We start from the raw sequence: 20,675 nt of genomic DNA on the forward strand, positions 1-20,675 counted from the left end.
GCCACCATGCGATTGATGCCGCCCAGCCTGCCGATGCTGCGCCGCGCGCTCGGAAGAAAGCAGTTGCGCCTGCTTCCTGCCGTGGTGGTGCTCGGGCTGCTCAGCGCCGCGCTTGAAGGTTTTGGTATCGGCCTGATCATTCCGTTGCTGAACATAATCATGGGGCAACAGGGGCAGACCGGCATGGCTGGCTTCTCCGCCGTCTTCCAGCATGTCGGATCGAGCTTGAGCGAGCGCGACCGGCTGATCGTCATTTCGGTCGCGATTCTCGGCTCGATCGTGCTGAAGAACCTGTTCGCCTTTGCCAACACGCTGCTGACCACCTTCATCTACGGCAAGGCAAGCCATTCGATCCGCAGCGCGCTGTCGGAGCAGCTGCTGCGGGTGGGCTACCCGTTCTTCCTGCAGCAAACCCCCGGACGGCTGCTCAACATCATCTCCAACGAATCCTGGCGGGCCTCGGATGCCATCCAGATCACGCTGGGAGCAATCGTCAACGCGTCGGCCGCAATCATCCTCCTGACCTTCCTGCTGCTCCTGTCGTGGCAGATGACGCTGCTGGTGACGCTGGGGCTGGCGCTGGTCCAGGTCGCGCACGCCGTGCTGTCGGCCAATCTGAAGGCGCCGAGCCGCAGCGTCGCCTCCCGCAACAGCCAGCTCGCATCGCAGATGCTGCATCTGGTGCATGCCGGGCGGCTGATCCGCATTTTTGGCCAGGAGCAACGCGAGAAAGCGGCTTTCGACCAGGCATCCGACGCGGTGCGCCGGGCGGCGTTCGTGCTTTTAACCCGCCAGGGAGCGTTGCCGCCGCTGACCGAGGTTCTGCACGCCATGCTGTTCCTGGCGGTGGTGATCGGCGCCTGGTTCGCCAATGTTTCCTTCCCGCTGATCGTCGCCTTCGTCATCCTGCTCTACCGGCTGCAGCCCTACATGCGGTCGCTGCAAATGGCCTGGAGCCAGCTGCAGGGCCTCAGCGGATCGCTGGAAGAGGTGACGTGGATGCTGGACCCGTCCGACAAGCCCCAGCCGCCGCAAGGCAGCGCAGCGTTCCCCGGGCTCAGCCAAGGCATCAAGTTCGAGGACGTCACCTTTACCTATTCCGGCTCGGAGCAGCGCGCGGTGGTGCTGCATGCGGCGAGTTTCGATATCGGTAGCGGCCGCTCGACCGCGCTGATCGGCCGGTCGGGCGCCGGCAAGACGACGATCGTCAACCTTTTGTGCCGCTTCGTCGAACCGGATAGCGGCAGGATTCTCGTTGATGGATCGCCTCTGGACCGCATCGACCCCAGCCAATGGCGAAAGCACATCGCGCTCGCCAGCCAGGAGCTGGAGCTGGTCGACGGCACGATTTTCGACAACATCATCTACGGCCAGGACGCGGCCTCGGCCGATGACGCCGAGCGCGCGGCAAAACTGGCCGAAGCGCATGGCTTCATCGAGCAACTGCCGCAGGGTTACTGGACGGTCGTCGGCTATCGTGGCGTCAATCTCTCGGCGGGACAGCGGCAGCGGATCGCGCTGGCCAGGGCGCTGGTGCGCGATCCCGATATCCTCATCCTCGACGAAGCCACCAATGCGGTGGACGGCCTGTCGGAAGCGGCAATCGTCGAGACGCTCAAGTCGCGCGCCGGCCGTCGCACCACCATCGTCATCAGCCATCATCGCAGCACCATCTCGTTCTGCGACGACGTCGTGATCCTGAGCCACGGCCGCGTGAAAAAGCAGGCACCGTTCGCCGCCCTGGCGACGCTCAGCATGGACGAGCTTTACCAGCACGAGGCGCTGGAAGGCTGAGGGCGACCCCGCTGCATGCGCGCGCTGGGAGGTCGTCTCGGATGTCAAGCCAGGTCAAGCATCTCAGGGGCGAGGAAGACCTCCGCCATACGTCTCTACGGGATTTCTGGGATGATGAGTGATCCCGAGCTTACCCGCTTTCCATCTGGAGCGTACCGAACCAAGGGTCCGCCTGCCAAATCCAGCAATGGCAGGCGGACCCTAATCAGCGCATGAAGGGACTGATTCTGCGCCGATGTCTCCTCGAGGAGGTGACGCCATCAACTGAAGACGGGCGCAGTTGTTCCCGACGCCGGCCGTACACAAGACCATTGCGCAGGCAGGTCAGACTTAGGTCCCTGTAAACGCGCATCGCTGGCTGGAGTGAACATCGGATCGGCTCGGTGGTAGCGAAACTTCGGCCGGAGATAGATGCAGCCATTGGGTTCCGGGGCATGACCGGCTCGGCGCTGATGATGGGCGGCGATCGATCCCCGCACGACTGATGCCGAGGGGCGCTTGCAGTCCTGCGGAATACGCATCCACCGGCGCCAGTGAAGTTGTCCAAGCGGTACGGGCTCAGCGGTCGTCAAGCTGTTGCTAATATGCAGCACAGGCAGCGCTCTATGAACGGGGTCGCTTGGAACCGCTACCTCCGACCAACCGTTAGTGTCACAATGACAAACCAAAAAGTGAGGCTGATGATGGACCCGATGCAAAACAACACGTTGGAGATCTGGTGTCTTGCGGCCGTTCCGCTATCACTACTCCTTACGGTATTATTAGCCGGATTTATCCTTTAGCTGGACCCAACGAAGCCGGCTGCGGACCGGGGCCCGGAAGATGAAAATGCCGGCCATTTAGGCACGCTAGGCGTCGCGGACACCTCGTAGCACCAGGCCGTGGCAGCCTTTCCAACATTGCCATCATAATCGGCTCTTTCGACCGGTCCGGTCGGCGGCGATTGCTCGCAGGCCCGTTGCGAGGGCGAGCATGCGAGCTCGTACGTTTTTTACACAATCTGTGATTGGTGGACTCGCCCGCCGCCATCGACGTTAATTTTGCGTTAGCGACAGGAGGGGGGAGATCGCTAACGGGAGGAAGAAAATGAAAGAAAACTACGATCTGACGATCGATTACGACGAACCTTACGACAACAAGCCTTACGATCTAGCCACATTCGCAAGGAAGCACGGGCTCAACATTCGAGCCGCCGAGCTTCTTCTTTTCGCCAAAGGCCCGTCTCGAGCGGCCTGCGATGCCGCGGCGAGGGCTTTTCTCGCGGCGGTAGCCGCACAAGCTATGAGACAATCGGCGCGGTAGGTCTCACAAAGCCATTGCTGACACGGCCTGCCGTGTCAGCAACTCAACGGACAGCGCTGGAAATTCCGGGCCGTTTCCAACAAGATGCCTGAGCATCCGGGAACGGCCTGAAATGTGCAATCTTTACAATATCACGACCAGCCAGGAGGCCATCCGCCAGTGGACCCGCGCCTTGCGCGACATCCTCGGCAATCTCGAACCCTCCATCGACATCTATCCCAACCAGCCAGGCCCTGTGGTGCGCAACACGCCGGACGGCGAACGCGAATTGGCCAACCTGCTGTGGGGCATGCCGACGCCACTGGAGCGGGTCAAGGGCAAGGCCGACTATGGCACCACCAATATCCGCAATCCGCAATACGGCCACTGGCAGCAATATCTCGGCATCGAGAACCGCTGCGTGGTGCCCGTCACCAGCTTCGCCGAGCCCAGCCCGACGCCCGGCGACAAGGACCCCGAGACCGGCATTCAGCGCAACTACTGGTTTGCAATCGGCGAGGACCGCCCGCTATTCTTCTTTGCCGGCCTGTGGACGCGCTGGCATGGCCTTCGCAAGGTCAAGGACGGCCCCGCCGATCACCAGGTCTATGGCTTCATGACGACCCAGCCCAACGCGCTGATCGCGCCGATCCACGAGAAGGCGATGCCGGTGATCCTGACCACGCCGGAAGAAACCGAGGCCTGGCTCACCGCGCCGTGGTCGGAGGCAAGGCACCTGCAGCGCACGGCGCCCGATGACGCGCTGGTGATCGTCGAAAAACCGGCGACACAGATCAAGTTTCCGCAGCAGGCGCCGGCGCAAGGCTCGTTGTTTTAGCGCTTGAATTTCTGCAGCACCCAGATGTAGCCCTTGGGTGGATGGTCCTGGTCGATGAACTGCGTCTTCACCGTCGTGTCCTTGCGGCTGCATCGCTTGCACCTGAACCTGATCGCTTCCAGCGGCTTGTTCCAGCCCACCACCTGGGCCACGTCATTCGCCCTGAAGCGTCCGACATGGTAGCAATGGCCGCACTCCACGATGAGCAGCATGTTGGCCTTGGCGGCACGCCCAACGCTGTCCATCGGCCCGGCCATGGCTCATTTCCGGGTCGAGTAATCCTCGGGCAGCGGAAGCAGGCCAAGCTCCGCCATCCGGTAATCGGGCTCCTTCTCCGCGACGCTGGCCAGCACCTCGTGCAATTTCTCGACAAGCCCGCAAAGCTGCCAGAACAGCTCGCCATGCGCCTTCAGATGCAGCTGCGACGACAGCACCGTCTTGCGCAGGCTCAAAGTGTCCCTGATGATCGCCTCCGCATCCCTCGCCGACAGCCTGTCAAACCGGCTTTTTCGTCTGCCCATCGCGGCTCTCCTCGATTTGCGAGCAACCGCCCCGCCTAGTGACAAATAGGAAGGCATTCCTCGCAGAGTCAATTCGCTCTTGACATTTTTGTTCCCGTTTTGTTCAATTTCAACGGAGGCACCGCCAAGGACCACATCGTGACGCTGGACAGCCGCCAGGAGGCTGCCCTCCGGCGCGGCTGCCTGGGAAGCGACAGCACGCCGCCTCAATGCCTCTTGAAATACTGCACCTCGCGTTCGTGCTTTTCGGCGGCCTCGCGGGTATCGAAGGTGCCGAGATTGCGGCGCTTGCCGGTCTTTTCGTCCTTCTTGCGCGAATAGAGGCGGTATTTTCCGTCTTTGAGTTTTCTGATCATCTGTCACTCCCCGAGCCGCTGCTTCCCCTTGAGGTTGCGTGCGGCTTGTTCGATAGCCGCCCTGTCGTTTCCCAGCCTGTCGATCAGCTCCTGCGCCTGTTCGCCCGATATGCCGGTGCGCACCGCCAGGGCCTCCACCGTCAAAACGTCGGAGCTCGCGACCTCGCGGGTTTCCGGCAGGGCATCACCTGCCGTCAGTGGCAGGGCTGCCTCCCGGTCGATCTCGGCCTCGGCCTGGTGCCAGTGCCGCTCGGGATCGCCATGGATCCCGCCTTCGCGTTCCCAGATCTGGTATGCGCGCTCACGAATCTTGTCTTCCCGGTCGTCGCCCATGTTGATTTCTCCTTGGGTATCGGATGAACGCCGCGCCAACCCGAACGATCCAAGAAATCTGCGTGATCGTTGGGTGGGGTCGCACAAGGCGCCATGCACTGCGGCCGCCAGCAACCCCCCGGCCTGCCTACTCGCACTGCCTGCGCGGCCCCCCGGAATACGGCTGATAGCTGTTGTCCTCCGGTCGATATGACCGGTAGCGGCTGAAGCAGTATTGCACGTGATCGGATGAGAGCTCGGCGGCGCCGGTTTCGTCCGATGGCGGGTAGCCCTCCACTGACGACCTATCGCTCGCCTCGACGTAGCTGCCGTCATCGGCGGCGCCGGCGTCGAGATAGGGCGAGATGCAGGGGCGCTGTTGTCCGCTGTAGGACGTGTAGCGGTTGTCGTCCGGCCGGTAGGAGCGGTAGCGGCTGGCGCACCATTCGACATGGGCAGCGGGCAGGGCCTGCTGCTCTTCTACCGCCGGTTTGATGGAGCCGGTGGCGGTGGTGTCGGGTGTCGAAGCTGCGGCGGCATCGGCGGGTTTCGAGGTGCGATCGACTTCCGAGGTGCGAACGGGGACCGGGCGGGCCGGGAGGCGCTCCAGGCGCTGCGAGGCCGGGTTCACCGGTCGCGGGTCCCTGGTCCACAGTTCGGCGACGCTGGAGACCGGGGCGGCCGGCCGTACCGGCTTGGCTATTAGAAGCCAGGTGGCGAAGGCCAGGCCGCTGGCGAATACGGCAAGCGTCAGCACGAAGCCGCCAAAGATTGCGAACAAGGCTTTCATGCCGCGCTCCTTCGCCTCCCGGTTAAGGAAATGCGGGGGTGGGGAATCCGGTTCCAGGAAAGTGCACGGGGAGGGCAGGGGCTCTCAAAGGAGGGCCCCTCTCCGTCCCGGCTTCGCCGAGACACCTCTCCCCGCTTTGCGGGGCGAGGACCCAAGGTCCCTTAGGCGGCTTTCAGTGCAGCCCGAATTCGCGCAGCAGTTCTTCGCGGTAGCGTACGAAGCGGCTTTCGCTGCGCTCGCGCGGGCGGGGCAGGTCGATGTCGATCAGCCGCGCCGCGCCGCCTTTCTCCTTCGGCAGGATCAGCACCCGGTCGGCAAGGTAGATCGCTTCCTCGAGGTCGTGCGTCACCATCACCATGGTGACGTTCTCCTCGCTCCAGATGCGCGCCAGTTCCTCCTGCATGCCGATCTTGGTCATGGCGTCGAGCGCACCCAGCGGCTCGTCGAGCAGCAGGATTTCAGGCTGCACGGTCAGCGCGCGGGCGATGCCGACGCGCTGCGCCATGCCGCCCGACAGCTGCCGGGGAAACGCATCGCTGAATTCGGCGAGGCCGACGAGCGCGATATAGAAGCGCGCCCGTTCCTCGGCCTCGGCCTTTGGCACGCCGCGCACTTCGAGACCGAAGGCGACATTGCCGAGCACGGTTAGCCAGGGCAGCAGGCGCGGCTCCTGGAAAATCACCGCACGCTCGGCGCCGACGCCGTGCACCGGCTTGCCGTCGATGGCGACGCCGCCGCTGTCGGCGGCCTCCAGCCCGGCTAGGATGCGCAGCAGCGTGGTCTTGCCCGATCCGCTGGCGCCGACGATGACAAGGCATTCGCCCGAGCGGATGTCGAGGTTGAGGGTCCTCAACACGGCGAGCGAGCGCCCACTGATGCTGAACGATTTGGACAGGTCGCGTATGCTGACCTGACCGCCGCTTGTGCTGCTCATCGCACTCGTCTCCCAACTGGTTGGTCGGTTGCTTTTGTCAGTTGGTCTTGGTTTCGCCCAGCCGGTAGAGGATGTCCGCTGCCTTCAGCTTACCCTTTGGCAGATGGCCGTCGCGCTCGAGCACGCTGACCCAGAAGTCGATGTCGCGGTCCGTCGCCTTGGCGCCCTGGCGCAGGCCGAAGCCGGTCCAGTAACGCGCCAGCTCGCCGTTTTCGCCGCGCTTGTCGAGGATTGTGGCGAGCACCTTGCGCGCTTCGTCGGGGTTCTGCAGCGACCAGTCGGAGGCGCGCGCCGATTGTTCGACGAAGTTGCGGGCGGCGTCGGGATGCGCGGCGATGAAGTCGCGCCTGAGCACGACGAAGCCGCCGGCCAGCTCGCCCAGCACGTCGGTGTCGTTGAACACGCCACGCACGCCGCCGTTGTCCACGAGGGCGCCGGCAAACGTCGCCTGCCAGTAGCCGAGCGCCGCGATGTCGACCTGACGGGAGCGCAAGGTCTGTTCGAGCTGCGGTCCGGGCACGACGACGAGATTGGCGGCATCCGGCGGCAGGCCGACGCTGTGCAGCGCCTCGCGCACGGTGTAGTCGAGATGGGCGCCGAGCGTGTTGACGGCGATGGTCTTGCCGGCAATGTCGGCGATCGATTTGATCGGGCTGTCGTCGAGCACGTAGAAGACGCTGCGCACCTTGCTGTTGATGCCGTTGCTCGGATAGACGGCGACGAAGTCGTTGCCGCCGGAGATCGAATTGATCACGGCGGCGGTTGCGGCCGATCCGATATCGACGCTGCCGGAGGCGAGCGCGAACAATGATTCCGGGCCGCCGCCGGAATAGCCGACATTCTCCACCTCGATACCGAGGCCTTTGAAATAGCCGAGCTCGCCGGCCAGCTCATGCGGAGAGATGCTGCCACGGCTGGCGAGGGAGCGGAACTTGACGGGTGCGGCTTCGGCAAAGGCGAAGCGCGGCAGGCCGGCGGCGAGAAGGCCGGCGGCGAAGGGCGCGCCGGCAAGCAGGGAACGGCGGGTGATTTTCATGGTCCGGGTCTTTCCTGATTTGAGTTCTGGCCTGGTTGAGATTGGTAAGGGCGGGTGGTCAGTCGACGGCATTGCTCCAGCGGCAGAGCCGGCGCTGCAGGCTGACCAGCGCCTGGTTGGCGATCAGGCCGAGGCCGGCGAGGATGACGATTGCCGCAAACATCAGCGGGATCTGGAAGTTGTACTGCGCGTTCATCACCTGAAAGCCGATGCCCTTGTTGGCGCCGATCATTTCGGAGGCGATCAACAGGAGCAGCGCCGTGGTGGCGCTGAGCCTCAGTCCGACGAAGATCGAGGGCACAGCGCCGGGCAGCACGACGCGGCGGAAGACGGTGAGCTGCCTGGCACCATAGACGCGGGCCATCTCCAGCAGTTTCGGATCGACCTGCTTGACGCCGCCGATGGTGTTGAGCAGCAGCGGGAACAGCGTCGCCCAGAAGATGACGAATACCTTGGACGCCTCGCCGAGCCCAAGCAGCAGGATAAATACGGGATAGAGCGCCAGCGCCGAGGTCTGGCGGAAAACCTGCAGGATGGGATCGAGCGCGGTTTCGACTGTGCGCACCTGACCCATGAACAGGCCAAGTGGGATGGCGACCAGCACGGCGGCCGCGAAAGCGAGACCGGCGCGCTGCAGGCTGATGGCGATGTCGCCGAGCAGAGTGCCGCCGGCCAGCCCCTTCCAAAGTGCTGCGACAATCATGTCGATCGGCGGCAGCACGGCCGCGTTGACCCAGCCCGCGCTGCTCGACACTTGCCAGATTGCGAGGAAAGCGATGAGGACGCCGTAGCGCGACAGGAAGCGGATGCCCGCCTGGCCACCGAGGCGCAGGAGGTCCGTGCCGAGGCTTGTCGTGCTGTCAGGCGTGCCGAGGCTGGCGGCCTGTTCGATGTGCTGCAAGGTCATCGTCTTGCCTCCTGCTTGGAAAATATCGGGCTTCTCGGGATTATTCGGCGGCCAGCACCGCCGAGCGGGCGGCGGTCCAGGGGTTTTCCGGCCGCCTGAGGCCGAGGTTCTCGCGCAGTGTCCTGCCTTCATAGGCGGTGCGGAACAGGCCGCGGCGCTGCAGTTCGGGGATCACGAGCTCGACGAAGTCGTCGAGCCCGCCGGGCAGCCAGGGCGGCAGGATGTTGAAGCCGTCGGCGGCTTCGTTGCCGAACCATTCCTCCAGCTGATCGGCGACCTGCGTGGCGCTGCCGATGACGGTATAATGGCCGCGGGCCGTTGCCACCCATTGGTAGAGCTGTCGGATGGTGAAGTTGTGCTCGTCGGCAATCTGGCGGATCAGCGCCTGGCGGCTCTTCATGCCTTCGGTCTCCTTGCTCGGCGGCAGCGGTCCATCGAGCGGATAGCCGGTGATGTCGAGCGTCTGGCCGGCCAGCCCGTTGAGCAGGGCGACGCCGTCTTCGGGCAGGATGAGATCGTTCAGTTGCTGGTACTTGGCGCGCGCTTCTTCTTCGGTGCGGCCGACGAAGGGTGCCACGCCCGGCATGATCAGCACCTGCTCGGGATTGCGGCCGGCGGCCGTCACGCGCGCCTTGATATCGCGATAGAATTCCTGCGCCGACGCCAGGTTCTGATGGGCGGTGAAGATGACTTCCGCCGAGTGGGCGGCGAGCTTGCGACCGTCTTCCGATTGCCCCGCCTGCACCACGACCGGGTACCCCTGCACCGGGCGCGGCACGTTGAGCGGCCCTTTCACGCTGAAATGCGCGCCCTTGTGGTCGATGTCGTGGAGCTTGTCCTTGTCGTAGAAGCGCCCCGATTTCTTGTCGCGGATGAAGGCATCGTCCTCCCAGCTGTCCCACAGCGCCTTGACCGTCTCGACATGCTCATGCGCGCGGGCATAGCGCTCGGCGTGGGCAGGCTGCGTCTCGCGATTGAAGTTGCGCGCGGTTTCGTCGCCGGCCGAGGTGACGACGTTCCAGCCGGCGCGGCCATTCGACAGATGATCGAGCGAGGCGAATTTGCGGGCGAGCGTGTAGGGCTCCTCGTAGGTGGTCGAGGCGGTAGCGATGAAGCCGAGATGCGTGGTGAGCGGCGCCAGCGCAGCAAACAGCGTCACTGGCTCGAAGCCAGCGATCTTGGCATTGCCGCCTTCGCGGGCGCCGAGCCCGACGGTCAGATTGTCGGCGAGGAAATAGGCATCGAACAGGCCGCGCTCGGCGGTCAGGGCGAGCTGCTTGTGGAACTCGAAATTGGTGGCGCCGTCGGCCGGCGCCTCGGGGTGGCGCCAGGCGGCGATATGCTGTCCGCCGCCGGGCAGGAAAGCGCCCAGTTTGATTTGCCTGGATTTGGTGGATCTGGTCATCGCGGCGTGCTCCTGGACGGATCGGAAAGGGGATCTCGGGTCAGTGGTGCGTTCAGGCGGCAAGGCCGACGCCGTAGGGCACCCCGGTTACACGGCATGCCTCGGCGACCGCCTGCCGGGCGCGGGCGTGGATGGCTTCCGACACCAGCACGCCATTGGCAAAATCCTTGTCGGAGGCGTAGATCGCGGTCGGCACGGTCAGCGCCTCGAAGAAGCCGAACAGCGGCCGCAACTGGTGCTCGACGATCAGCGAATGGCGCTCGCCGCCGCCGGTCGCGGCGAGGATGACGGGCTTGCCCCTCAGCGACGACGGATCGAGCAGGTCGAAGAAATGCTTGAAAAGCCCGGTATAGCTGCCTTTGAAAGTCGGCGAGCCGGCCACCAGGATGTCGGCGCCCAGCAGCCGTTCGACGATGTTGCGCGCCGCCGGGTCGAGGTCGCCGAGGCGCCTTGCCTGCGGCAGGGACGCGCCGAGATCCTCGATGTCGAAGACGGCCGAGGCCGCGCCGATGCTTTCGGCGGCCTGCCCGACAATGTGGCTGACGAACGCCTTGGTCTTCGATGGCCGGGTCAAATTGCCCGACAGCCCCACTACGAGCTTTTTCGACATTCCTGGCTCCCTCTCAAGCGCTCTATTTTAAGATCTTGGTTCTAGCGATCTATTGTAAGTCTAGAGAGTTTGTAGAATTAAAAGAGCGAGAAAATTTCAAAAGCAGCGCGGTGAGCGAACTGAGTTTGCGGAACACCGCCCGTTATTGGTTCATTCAACGCGGCGTACCGCGCCGGCGCAGTGCATCGACCAGCGATGCAAAGGCCTGCCAGCACCTTGTCCCTCGGGCTACGGTGAGTCAGGCCAATTTGATTCAAATCCGGCTGTGGATATTTGCTTTTAGCTAAATCGAGGCGGTCATCTTGCCGGCGGGCGGGCAACAGGGAGATGCCTATGACAAGCGACTTTGCCGCCGCACACCTGCACCTTGAACGAGCCTGCCACTATTTGAGCGGCGAGGACGAGACGAGCCGCACGGCTCGTGCGGCTCTGGATCTCCTGATCGATGCAATTGTCGCAGCGCAATACAAGCGGCCGGTGGGAGATGTTGTGGAGTTTCCAAGGCCGGCAAAGCTGGGGCAATCCGCAAGCGGGAACGGGTAATCCAACTAGCGGCGTCCCTTGTCCTGCCGGATTTACATGAACCAGGTGGCCACCAGGCCGATCGTCGCCGAGAAGATAGCGGCGGTCGTTGCCCAACCGAGTATGTTGGTGCTGCGGCTGTTCACCTGCTCCCCCATGATCCTGCGGCTGTTCGTCATCAGCATGATGAGCAGCAGCAAGGGCGGCGTCGAGAAACCCTGAACGATGCCGGACCAGACCAGCGCCTTCATCGGATTGAAGCCGAGGAAGTTGAGGCCGGCGGCGATCGCCGTAAAAAATCCGATGGCGAGATAAAATTTGGGCGCCTCTTGAGCCCGGGCGTGCAGGCTGTTTTTCCAGCCGATGGCTTGTGCCACATCATAGGCAGCGCCGGTGGTCATGATAGGAACCGCTAGGAAACCGACGCCGATCACGCCTGCGGCGAACAGAACGCTTGCGGCCTGGCCGGCGAGTGGGCGCAGCGCCTCCGCGGCTTGCGCGGCCGTGTCGATATCGTGGTGGCCCGCCTTGTAGAGCGTAGCACCCGTCGACAGGATGATGAAATACATGATGAGATTTGAAAACATCATGCCGATGAGGATGTCCCGGCGCGAGCGGCGGAGTTCGCCGGCGGTGGCGCCCTTCCTTTGCCTGAGCGTCGTTCGCCCTTGGGCAATCTCCTCCTCGACCTCCTCATTGGACTGCCACGTGTAGAGATAGGCGGACAGCGTCGTGCCGATGATAGCGACCAGGATCGACAGGAACTCGCGATTGAATTCGATCCTCGGAAGCAGCGTCCCGCGCAGCACCGCCGCGGCGTCCGGCTTGGCCAGAATGGCGGCACCGACATAGGCGAGCAGCGCCAGCGCCAGCCAGCGAAAGATGTTGCGGATCAAAGTGTAGGAGCCGAAAACCTGGAGGGCGAAGATGAGGGCGGCGACGAACAGCACGATCAGCGGAATGGGAAGCGGCACGAATATGTTGATCGCCGCCGCCATTCCACCAAGATCGGCCGCTGCCTCGATGGTGTTGCCGACGAGCACACCCAACAGCACCGACCAGAGCAGCCACCGCGGGTAGAAGTCCTTGATGACGTGGAACAATCCGCGCCCCGACACCTGGCCGAGCTTCGACGACAGATAGACGACCGCGTACATCATCGGCAACGTCACCGGAGCCGTCCAGAGCAGGTCGGGTCCGAAACGGGCGCCGGCACTGGCATAGGTGCCTATCGCGGAACAATCGTCGTCGGCCGCCCCTGTTATCAGGCCGAGGCCGAGCGCTCGTCCTATGCCGCCTTTGCCCTCCTTCGGTGGGATGGAATGATCGGAACCGGCCTGCCTCATTGCGACCGGACCGGGTTGCGAACGAAAGACGCGGCCTGCCATGCAATAATGGTAAGGATCGGTCGCGGCGCTGGTCTCATTTTGCTTCCTTCCACAACTTGCCCAAACCCGGCGTGCCATGACTTGTTCCGCGACGACCGGACAGGGGTTTTGTCTCAGGCAAAAAAGTTCGGGTTGACCGCTTCCGAACGCGAAGCGACTATCCGTTCGAGGCGAAGATCGCAGGAGGAAATGCAATGGACGAGCCCGGTCAGTGGCGCCACATGTCGAGCGCGCCAAGGGACGGCAGCAGAATCCTTGTCACGGTTCGGCCGTCCGAACAGGGTCCGGCCGAGGTCGACATGGCTTACTGGGCCCGCGCCGATCAGTTCGGCAGCGAAGGCTGGCGCGCCTCCGACTCGTCTCCAGGACGCATCGTCGAATATGCCGAACCCGAACTGAAATGCTGGATGCCGCTGCCGTCGGCCAATCTCAGCAAGGGATCGATGCCGAGCCCCTGGGAGGGCGAAGATGTGCCGCTGGTGGATGGCTCCGGGATATGAGCTAGCGGGAAGGTAGTTTTGATCGCTGGCTGGACAGCGCCTCCCTCTGTCCTGCCGGACATCTCCCCCACAAGGGGGGAGATAGGCAGCTTCACTGTCGGCCCTCAGAACAGGAATGCAGCTGTAGCGGGGTTCGGGCCGGTGCGGCCGTCGGGCGAATCCATGCCCCGGATAAGCTCGAGGTCCTTCGCTTCCAGCTCGAAATCGAAGACATCGAAATTGGCGGCGATGCGGTCCTGGTGGATCGACTTTGGAATGACGATCAACCCTTCCTGAAGGTGCCACCTGACGATCGTCTGCGCCACCGACTTGCCGTGTTTCCTGGCGATGCTTTCAAGCGTCGGATCGCTCAACAGCCGGCCGCTGCCCAGCGGGCTCCAGCTCTCGATGCGGATGTTGTGCCTGTCGTGGAATTCACGTTTGTCACGCTGCTGGAAGCGGGGGTGGAGCTCGATCTGGTTGACGGTCGGCGTGACGCCGGTCTCGCCGATGATCCCTTCGAGGTGGTCCTGGTTGAAGTTCGAAACGCCGATCGACTTGATTCGGCCTGATTGCCTGAGTTCGATCAGCGTCTTCCAGGCCTCGACATATCTGTCCTGGCTGGGCACCGGCCAATGGATCAGGAACAGGTCGATCTGTTCGATGCCGAGCTTGCTCATCGTTTCGTCGAAGGCGCGCAAGGCGGCGTCGCGCTGATGCGCGCCGTTGCGCAGTTTCGAGGTGATGAACAACTCGCTTCTCGGGACGCCGGCCGAGCGGATCGCCTGCCCCGACACCTTCCTCGTTCTGATAGCCTTCGGCGGTGTCGATCAGCCTGTAGCCGGCCTCGATTCCCCAGCGCACCACCTTGGCGGTGATGGCTGGATCGACCTGCCACACGCCGAGGCCGATTTGCGGAATGGCGGAGCCGTCGTTCAATCTGATTTGTTCAGGTCTATTCAGGGTAATCTGTTCAGGCATGTTCAGGTCCTTCTGCATCGTTCCGCCCGGCGCAGGCTCTATCTAGTCTGAATGGCCGCCAAAGCCAGTCGATATCAGGAGAATGTGAGGAGACGGACGTGAAGCGCTGATCCTCCGCTTCGGGCCGACAGCTCTCTGTGACCCACGAGCTCCAGGGAACTCTATGCAGGACGACCCCACTATCGCGGATTCTGTGGTATTCTGTGAGCTATCCGAGGAGGCGACTGCGTTGACCAACAGCTTGGAAGCCGAAGGGGCAAGAGACTGGTCGCCCCTGCTGGTCGCGGCAGAACAAGGCGATGCGGAGGCGGTTCGATCGGAGTTGGCGGCTGGCGCCGACATCAATCAGTCGGACGACGGCGGCTGGTCTGCACTTCACCTTTCAGCCCTCAATGACCGCACAGCTGTGGTGGAGGCGCTGATCGAAGACCCGGAAATCGACGTGAATTCCAGAAACAAGTGGAAGAGCACGCCCTTGAGCCTTGCGTCGGCCAAGGGACATTACGCGTGTATCTCAGTCCTCGTGAGACACCCCCAAATAGAGATCAACGCGCGAGCTGACTACTACGGCAGAACGGCTCTTATCGAGGCGGCGAAGAACGGGCATCTCGAAGTCGTCAAGTTGCTCGTGGAGAATGGCGCGGAAGTAAATCTGACCGACAAGACGGGGAGAAACAACGCGCTCATCGAGGCTATCAAGGGGCGGCACTACGAGATCGCGGAATACCTGCTGGATTCTGGGAAAGTGAGCTTTATCAACAAAGAGATGAGGCTAAACGCCCTGATCTGGGCTGGCAGCTGCCACAACCCTCAGCTTATCGAAAAGCTGGAAGCCGCGATCCACAGTTTCTTCAACGGCAAATAAGGGCCTCGCCCTTACTGTCGCGGGGCGCGTCCGTATCTCCCGTGACGTCGACACGCTCGATGGCGCAAACGGCCCCGCGGCGCTTCACAAAAATTATTCAACCAAACAGTTGATTATCTCAAAGCGTGTGTCTATATTCAACTACATGGTTGAATTAGAGACACCCCAGATGGACGCGGTTTTTCACGCCCTTGGCGACGCCACCCGGCGGCACATGCTTCGCGATCTCGCCGATGGCGAGAAAACGGTAAGCCAGCTGGCGGAACCCTTCGCGATGTCGCTCGCGGCGGCCTCCAAGCACATCAAGGCGCTGGAGAACGCAGGGCTTATTCGTCGAGAGGTGAGGGGCCGCACGCATCTGTGCCGACTAGCCCCTGGACCGCTGGCCAGCGCCCATCAGTGGCTCAGCTTCTACGAGCGCTTCTGGACCGGTCGTCTCGATGTTCTCGAACGCCTTCTTCGCGAAGAGGACGCACGCAAAGCCCAGGATGAGTCCAGGAAATCGCCCAATCCGAAAGAAGGAGACGAGCAATGAACCAGATGAGAAGCATCGACGCCTATGGCGCGCTGAGCGAGCCCGCCACGTTCACCATCCAGCGCCTCTTGCCCGGCCCCATCGAGCGCGTCTGGGCCTATCTCACCGAGAGTGACTTGCGCCGGCAATGGATGGCCGCGGGCCAGATGGAAATGAAGGCCGGCAGCTCGTTCGAATTGGTCTGGCGTAACGACGAGCTGACGGACCCGCCTGGCCAGCGACCCGCGGGCTTTCCCGAAGAGCATCGGATGGAGGGTCGGATCACCGAACTCGATCCGCCGCGCAAGCTTTCCATCACCTGGGGAAACACCGGCGGCGTCTCCTTCTTGCTGGAGGCGAAGGGTAGCGATGTGCTGCTCACCGTCGTTCATCGCCGCCTGCCGGAACGTGCAATCCAGCTCAACATCACGGCCGGCTGGCACATACACCTCGACCTGCTGGCCGCCCGCCTGGCGGGCAAGACGCCGACCTCGTTCTGGGACGGCTGGAGCCGCCTGCGGGAAGAATACGACCGCCGCCTGCCGGCCTGATGTAACTCGCGGCGGCCATCCCTGAGGTCGCCGCCAGCAACACGAAGCAACGCTGAAACGATGAAACGTGCTTGCATCCCGCAAGCCTGATGGAGGAAGTCATGCGCAAATTGATCGCTGGAATGAAGATTTCCGTCGACGGCAAGATGGAGGGACCCGAGGGTTACGCCGATTGGGTCGACGCGTGGTCGGACGAATACGGCCTGACGCCGCAAATCGACGCTTGCCTGCTTGGCAGCGTCATGTATGCCGGCTACGAGCGCTACTGGAGCGCCATCCAGAACGAGCCCGACAAGCCGCTGCCGATGACCGGCAAATTGCCGAAGCCGGCCGAGCTCGAATGGGCCCGCTTCGCCGCGCAGACCCCGCATTATGTGCTGTCGAACACAATGACTTCGGCGGCCTGGCCAAAGACGCGCTTCGTGCGGAATTTCGAGGATATCGCTGCACTGAAACAGCAGCCCGGCAAGGACATCTACCTTATGGGCGGCGCCCGAATTACCGCGAGCCTTATCGATGCCGGGCTGGTCGATGAGCTCAGGCTGATCGTCTATCCGCTGCTCGCCGGTGAAGGAAAGCCGCTGTTTGGGACGGCGAAAAATCGTCGTGGGCTCGAACTGCGCAAGGTCGAACAGCTTTCGGACGGCCGCGTCGGGCTGGTCTATGGGATCGGCTAAGCGCGTCGCGTTCGATCGGCCTCATGCGACGCGCTTTTTGCGCGGCATGCATTAGCGCCAAGGTCAGGCAACGACGCCGCGGCAGGCCCAGGCGACATTGGCAAAGGACCTCGGGCCGTCGGGCCGGCCGGCCTCATAGGCGTCGCGCATGGCGGCGTCGGTGCGCGCCCGCTCTTCCGGGTCGAGCGCGGCCACATACTTGCCGAGCGGCCCTTCGCCGGCGGCAATCGGCGCCCAGTAATCATCGAAATTTTGGTAGTCCATGCGGATCATCAACTGGGTTTCCGTAACGTCGCGGAGACCCTGTTCGACAAAGGTCCGTTTCATTTCACCCGGCTGCATCATCGGCTGCGTGCAATAGCGGGCACGCAACTGGCGTCCGCCTTCACTGAGCACCGCCACGGTGTCGATCATCATGCGCATCCCCGGCGTGCCGCCGAGATGGTCCCATACCGTCGCCGCGACGACGCCGCCCGGCCGTACGACGCGGCGCATCTCGGCGACTGCCTTGCCGGCTTCGGGCACGAAATGGAGCACGAGCAGGGCCAGGGCACGGTCGAACGCGCCATCCTCAAAGGGCAGGGCGCAGGCATCCGCCTGACGGATTTTTATCCGCGGATCGGTGTTGCGCCGGATTGCCTCCTCGACGAAAACGGTCGAAAAGTCGATCGCCGCGACCTCACCGAGGTCAGCGGCCTTGACGAGCGCGAAGGTCAGGCTGCCGGTGCCGCATCCGACGTCGAGGATCTTTTCGCTGTCCTTGAGGCCCGCGAAGCCGATGAACAGCGGCGCGAGCTTTTGGCTCCAGCGGCCCATGAGCTGCTCATAGCCGGCAGCATGGTGAACGTTGAAACTTGAAGTCATCGAAGCCCCCTCCCAAAGCCGTATGCTAGACTTCGGCGGCCGCTGACGAAAGCCCACTTTTGGCGCGTGTTGGTTCGGCAGCCCGGAGCGCGCGAAGACATCGCCGGCCGGATTTGATGGCGCCGGCCAGCCAGCCTCCGTGGCCTCGACCACCTATTCGGCGGGTAGCCCGCGGCGCTTCCATTCGCTGCGCGGCACCGGATCTCCGACAAGGAAGGCGAAGGAAATGACTTTCGTCGCGTCCGGATCGACCTCGCAACGATAGCTCAAATCGTACCACTGCCCGTTGGCACGGAAGGCGGTCCTGGGAACTTGCATGATAGTGCCTTCCTTCAGCCTGAATGAACGCAAGAGGTCGGGAAAATAGGGGGGCGAGGCGCGGCGCAACTGTTCGCGCAATTCCGTGAGGCAGAGCTGACCGATCCGCACGGGGTGGGGTATATTGCCCATTGCGCTTGTCGCTATCGGATCACCGGTTGCTGCTTCCGAGAACAACGTCTTGGCTTGCTGAAGCTTCAAGGGTTTTTGCTCCTTGACGTTCGCTGGCTTGGGCTTAGGCGGCGCGGATGCGCCAGGCGACGGAGCCTGGTCTTTCCCCTCGACCGCTGTCACGGCAGGTGGCTGTGCAAGATCCTGGTTACTGGGAACTTGCGGCGCTGGCGGTTGTTCCGAACCATCCTCCGCACTGTTGCCGTCCAGAGACTTGCGAGGACCGGCGTCCTTCTCACCGAATTGGAAGACAGGTCTCTGCGCGGCGACCTCACGGCTCGCCGGGGTCTCGATCTTGGCTTCCGGCTGCTTTTCCGGCTTGGGCGGTTCAGCGGGGGACGGAGGTTTGGTTTTTTCCGGCGGTTTAGGCGGCGGCACGATATCCACTGCGATGGGCTGCTCCTTCTGCGGCTGCGGGGGCGACAGCGGCAGTGCGGACAAAAGAAGCGCGGCGGCGAGCAAATGCGCGACCGCGGAGGCAGGCAAGGCCCACCCGAATACCCGGCGCTGATCCCGTATGTCGTCTCTCATCGTGACCGGTGTGTGGAATGAAATATTGGCGGCATCAAGCATCGATGCCGCCAGACGTAGAAATAACCCGTTGCGAATCGAAAAGTCGGCGGCTGCAATGCGGCGCGGCATCCAATCGTGTGGCGTCGGCGTCCGCGCAGGGGACCGGGCCAGCAGCGCATGCATCAAGTCGTCATTTCAGGCGGCTAGCAGGCACGCCCTCCCGGTACGGTGTCGCCGGTTGAAATCACAGGGAAACCGATAGCCCGCCGTCAACCGCCAGCACGTGCCCGTTGACGTAAGCGGCAGCGTCGGAGGCGAGAAACACCACGGCTCCGCCGAGCTCCTCAGGCTGGGCCCAGCGGCCCGCGGGGGTTCGTGCCTCGACCCATTTGGTGAAGGCCTCGTCGTGCATAAGTGCGGTGTTGAGCTCGGTGGCGAAATAGCCGGGGGCGATGGCGTTGACGGTGATGCCGTGACGGCCCAGCTCAGCGGCAGTGGAGCGTGTCAGCCCGTGCAGGCCCGCCTTTGCCGCCACATAGGCGTGAATGGTGGGGCGGCCAAGGATCGCTGCGACCGATCCGGTGTTTATTATGCGCCCGAACTTGTTTGGCAGCATCAGGCGCACCGCGTCGCGCATCATGCGGAAGCAAGCCGACAGATTGACGGCAACCACATGGTTGAAATCCTCGTCCTGCCATTCGACCAGCGGTTTCCGATGCTGGATGCCGGCGTTGTTGACCAGAATATCGAGGCGGCCGTGGCGTTCGACGATTCCTTCGAGCGACGCCCTTGAGATCGCCGCGTCGGTGACATCGAACGGCAGGGCTTCTGCACCGATCCTTTCGGCCGCCACGGAAAGGGCGGCCACGTCGCGGGCATTGACGATCACCGTCGCACCGTTTTCGGCAAGTGCCTTGGCCATGGCAAAACCAAGACCACGCGAGGCACCCGTGACCAATGCGACACGGCCCTTGAGCGAGAACAATTCCGGCATTGAGATCCCCTATGAAAAGGGCGGGAGTTTCCTCCCGCCCAAAAGCGCTATTTGGCGACGCAGGTGTCGGCTGTCTCCGGAGTGCAGACATCGAGGCCCGTGTAGGTCGGGTCGGCCGGCGGAGCCTTGCCCTCCTTCATGTCCTTCAGCGCCATCATCGTCTTGTAGCCCATCTCGAACGGCCGCTGACCGACCTGGCCAAGGGAGAAACCTTCCTTCATCTGGTCGATCTGTACCGGAAGCGTGTCGGCAACGACAAGGGCCAGGGCTTTCGAGGCGATCTTGTCCTTGTACGGTGCGACCGCGGCGCGGTTGGCGTCGGGAATGAACTGCGGGAAGCCACCGGTTGGGACGAATGCGTCGAGGTTCGGGTTTTTCGCCATGATATCCTCGAACTGTTGCACCGAAAGCGGGAAATCATCGTTGGTGTAGAGCGGACAGCCTTCGATTTCGGTCCAGCCGTTCTGGCCCGTCAGCCGATCCCCGGGCGAGGCCGCCGATTTGGTGCCCGAAAGCGTATCGCGAATGCCCTGCATGCGCTCGTTGTGGTTGGCCGCCGCGGCGCCGCCGGACTGGATGCAGATCGTGCCGCCTTTGGGCTTGATCTGCATGACAAGCTTGGCGAGGTTCTCGCCGATCTCATAATTGTGCGTGCCGATATAGGCAACGCGCAGATCCTTGTTTTCGGGCAGGAGATCGGAGTCCCAGGTGAGGACCGGGATGCCGGCTTCCTTGGCGGCCTGCAGCGCAACCGCCATCGCGGCGGCGTTCGATGGCGACACGGCGATGCCGTCCACCTTCTTGGCCACGAGATCCTGCACGATCTGCACCTGCTCGTCGCCACCACCATGCTCGCCGGGGCCGATATACATGCACTCCACGGCGCCATTGGATTCGGCCTCGGCTTTCTTGCAGCCGTCGCGTGCCTGGTCGAAGAAAGGATTGTTCATGTTCTTCGGCACCAGGGCGAAGGTGTATTTCGCCTGGGCGCCGGAAACGGCAAGCACCATTGCGCCAAGCGCGACGGCGGCCGTCAGCAGATGTTTTTTCATGT

23 protein-coding genes and 1 pseudogene are annotated in these 20,675 nt (G+C 63.1%); 8 read left to right on the forward strand and 16 right to left on the reverse strand.

Annotated features, from left to right (window positions below):
• Positions 1 to 6 precede the first annotated feature (6 nt).
• The 3 genes from NKI59_RS20015 to NKI59_RS20025 all read left to right on the forward strand — a co-directional run bounded on the left by NKI59_RS20015 (position 7) and on the right by NKI59_RS20025 (position 3,913).
• A complete protein-coding gene (locus tag NKI59_RS20015) occupies positions 7 to 1,794 on the forward strand; it encodes an ABC transporter ATP-binding protein (protein WP_352706321.1) in 1,788 nt (595 codons plus the stop codon).
• A gap of 1,086 nt (positions 1,795 to 2,880) precedes the next feature.
• The gene (locus tag NKI59_RS20020; RefSeq protein ID WP_023677289.1) at positions 2,881 to 3,096 is read left to right on the forward strand and encodes a hypothetical protein; all 216 of its coding nucleotides are present in this window, start codon (positions 2,881 to 2,883) and stop codon (positions 3,094 to 3,096) included.
• A gap of 112 nt (positions 3,097 to 3,208) precedes the next feature.
• Positions 3,209 to 3,913: an SOS response-associated peptidase gene (locus tag NKI59_RS20025; protein ID WP_352706323.1), complete on the forward strand. Its 705-nt coding sequence runs from the start codon at positions 3,209 to 3,211 to the stop codon at positions 3,911 to 3,913.
• Here NKI59_RS20025 and NKI59_RS20030 read toward each other — a convergent pair.
• From NKI59_RS20030 to NKI59_RS20080, 11 genes are all read right to left on the reverse strand, one after another.
• A complete protein-coding gene (locus NKI59_RS20030; RefSeq protein ID WP_023677293.1) occupies positions 3,910 to 4,170 on the reverse strand; it encodes a hypothetical protein in 261 nt (86 codons plus the stop codon). The genes NKI59_RS20025 and NKI59_RS20030 overlap by 4 nt on opposite strands.
• Before the next feature lie 3 nt (positions 4,171 to 4,173).
• The gene (locus NKI59_RS20035; protein WP_352621365.1) at positions 4,174 to 4,434 is read right to left on the reverse strand and encodes a hypothetical protein; all 261 of its coding nucleotides are present in this window, start codon (positions 4,432 to 4,434) and stop codon (positions 4,174 to 4,176) included.
• 206 nt (positions 4,435 to 4,640) lie between these two features.
• The gene (locus NKI59_RS20040) at positions 4,641 to 4,790 is read right to left on the reverse strand and encodes a hypothetical protein (RefSeq protein ID WP_023677295.1); all 150 of its coding nucleotides are present in this window, start codon (positions 4,788 to 4,790) and stop codon (positions 4,641 to 4,643) included.
• A 3-nt stretch (positions 4,791 to 4,793) separates the two neighbouring features.
• On the reverse strand, positions 4,794 to 5,123 hold the full coding sequence (locus NKI59_RS20045; RefSeq protein ID WP_023677296.1) for a DUF2934 domain-containing protein: 330 nt from the start codon (positions 5,121 to 5,123) through the stop codon (positions 4,794 to 4,796).
• Between the two features lie 127 nt (positions 5,124 to 5,250).
• Positions 5,251 to 5,892 (reverse strand): BA14K family protein, encoded by a 642-nt coding sequence (locus NKI59_RS20050; RefSeq protein WP_352706325.1) that lies wholly within the window; start codon positions 5,890 to 5,892, stop codon positions 5,251 to 5,253.
• Between the two features lie 172 nt (positions 5,893 to 6,064).
• Positions 6,065 to 6,826 carry an ABC transporter ATP-binding protein gene (locus NKI59_RS20055; RefSeq protein ID WP_352472198.1) on the reverse strand — a complete coding sequence of 254 codons (762 nt, stop codon included), beginning with the start codon at positions 6,824 to 6,826 and terminating at the stop codon, positions 6,065 to 6,067.
• A gap of 37 nt (positions 6,827 to 6,863) precedes the next feature.
• Positions 6,864 to 7,862: an ABC transporter substrate-binding protein gene (locus NKI59_RS20060; RefSeq protein WP_352706328.1), complete on the reverse strand. Its 999-nt coding sequence runs from the start codon at positions 7,860 to 7,862 to the stop codon at positions 6,864 to 6,866.
• A gap of 58 nt (positions 7,863 to 7,920) precedes the next feature.
• Complete coding sequence (locus NKI59_RS20065; RefSeq protein WP_352645507.1) at positions 7,921 to 8,769, reverse strand: ABC transporter permease; 849 nt, start codon at positions 8,767 to 8,769, stop codon at positions 7,921 to 7,923.
• A gap of 40 nt (positions 8,770 to 8,809) precedes the next feature.
• The gene (locus NKI59_RS20070) at positions 8,810 to 10,174 is read right to left on the reverse strand and encodes an LLM class flavin-dependent oxidoreductase (RefSeq protein ID WP_352645505.1); all 1,365 of its coding nucleotides are present in this window, start codon (positions 10,172 to 10,174) and stop codon (positions 8,810 to 8,812) included.
• A 52-nt stretch (positions 10,175 to 10,226) separates the two neighbouring features.
• Complete coding sequence (gene msuE, locus NKI59_RS20075) at positions 10,227 to 10,784, reverse strand: FMN reductase (RefSeq protein WP_023677302.1); 558 nt, start codon at positions 10,782 to 10,784, stop codon at positions 10,227 to 10,229.
• A gap of 575 nt (positions 10,785 to 11,359) precedes the next feature.
• Positions 11,360 to 12,652: an Nramp family divalent metal transporter gene (locus tag NKI59_RS20080; protein WP_352706331.1), complete on the reverse strand. Its 1,293-nt coding sequence runs from the start codon at positions 12,650 to 12,652 to the stop codon at positions 11,360 to 11,362.
• A 236-nt stretch (positions 12,653 to 12,888) separates the two neighbouring features.
• Here NKI59_RS20080 and NKI59_RS20085 point away from each other — a divergent pair, with 236 nt between their 5' ends.
• Positions 12,889 to 13,194 (forward strand): hypothetical protein, encoded by a 306-nt coding sequence (locus NKI59_RS20085; protein ID WP_023677305.1) that lies wholly within the window; start codon positions 12,889 to 12,891, stop codon positions 13,192 to 13,194.
• Between the two features lie 104 nt (positions 13,195 to 13,298).
• On the opposite strand, the pseudogene NKI59_RS20090 reads toward NKI59_RS20085, so the two are convergent.
• Positions 13,299 to 14,154 (reverse strand): annotated as a pseudogene (locus NKI59_RS20090) (aldo/keto reductase).
• Between the two features lie 229 nt (positions 14,155 to 14,383).
• Between NKI59_RS20090 and NKI59_RS20095 the strand changes: the two are divergent.
• The 4 genes from NKI59_RS20095 (at position 14,384) to NKI59_RS20110 (ending at position 16,761) form a co-directional block, all read left to right on the forward strand.
• Complete coding sequence (locus NKI59_RS20095) at positions 14,384 to 15,019, forward strand: ankyrin repeat domain-containing protein (protein WP_352569141.1); 636 nt, start codon at positions 14,384 to 14,386, stop codon at positions 15,017 to 15,019.
• 145 nt (positions 15,020 to 15,164) lie between these two features.
• Positions 15,165 to 15,554: an ArsR/SmtB family transcription factor gene (locus tag NKI59_RS20100; protein ID WP_352569142.1), complete on the forward strand. Its 390-nt coding sequence runs from the start codon at positions 15,165 to 15,167 to the stop codon at positions 15,552 to 15,554.
• The gene (locus NKI59_RS20105) at positions 15,551 to 16,084 is read left to right on the forward strand and encodes an SRPBCC family protein (protein ID WP_352706333.1); all 534 of its coding nucleotides are present in this window, start codon (positions 15,551 to 15,553) and stop codon (positions 16,082 to 16,084) included. The genes NKI59_RS20100 and NKI59_RS20105 overlap by 4 nt, the downstream gene beginning before the upstream one ends.
• A 101-nt stretch (positions 16,085 to 16,185) precedes the next feature.
• Positions 16,186 to 16,761 (forward strand): dihydrofolate reductase family protein, encoded by a 576-nt coding sequence (locus NKI59_RS20110; RefSeq protein ID WP_352706335.1) that lies wholly within the window; start codon positions 16,186 to 16,188, stop codon positions 16,759 to 16,761.
• Positions 16,762 to 16,824: 63 nt separating this feature from the next.
• Here the strand turns inward: NKI59_RS20110 and NKI59_RS20115 are convergent, their stop codons facing one another.
• The 4 genes from NKI59_RS20115 to NKI59_RS20130 form a co-directional block, all read right to left on the reverse strand.
• Positions 16,825 to 17,625 carry a class I SAM-dependent methyltransferase gene (locus NKI59_RS20115; protein WP_352706337.1) on the reverse strand — a complete coding sequence of 267 codons (801 nt, stop codon included), beginning with the start codon at positions 17,623 to 17,625 and terminating at the stop codon, positions 16,825 to 16,827.
• Between the two features lie 153 nt (positions 17,626 to 17,778).
• Positions 17,779 to 18,810: a DUF930 domain-containing protein gene (locus NKI59_RS20120; RefSeq protein WP_352706339.1), complete on the reverse strand. Its 1,032-nt coding sequence runs from the start codon at positions 18,808 to 18,810 to the stop codon at positions 17,779 to 17,781.
• Between the two features lie 61 nt (positions 18,811 to 18,871).
• A complete protein-coding gene (locus tag NKI59_RS20125) occupies positions 18,872 to 19,621 on the reverse strand; it encodes a glucose 1-dehydrogenase (RefSeq protein ID WP_352489988.1) in 750 nt (249 codons plus the stop codon).
• A 47-nt stretch (positions 19,622 to 19,668) separates the two neighbouring features.
• Positions 19,669 to 20,673 (reverse strand): sugar-binding protein, encoded by a 1,005-nt coding sequence (locus NKI59_RS20130; RefSeq protein WP_352489989.1) that lies wholly within the window; start codon positions 20,671 to 20,673, stop codon positions 19,669 to 19,671.
• Positions 20,674 to 20,675: the final 2 nt, after the last annotated feature.

This window comes from Mesorhizobium sp. M0598, from assembly GCF_040320865.1.
GTDB lineage: Bacteria > Pseudomonadota > Alphaproteobacteria > Rhizobiales > Rhizobiaceae > Mesorhizobium.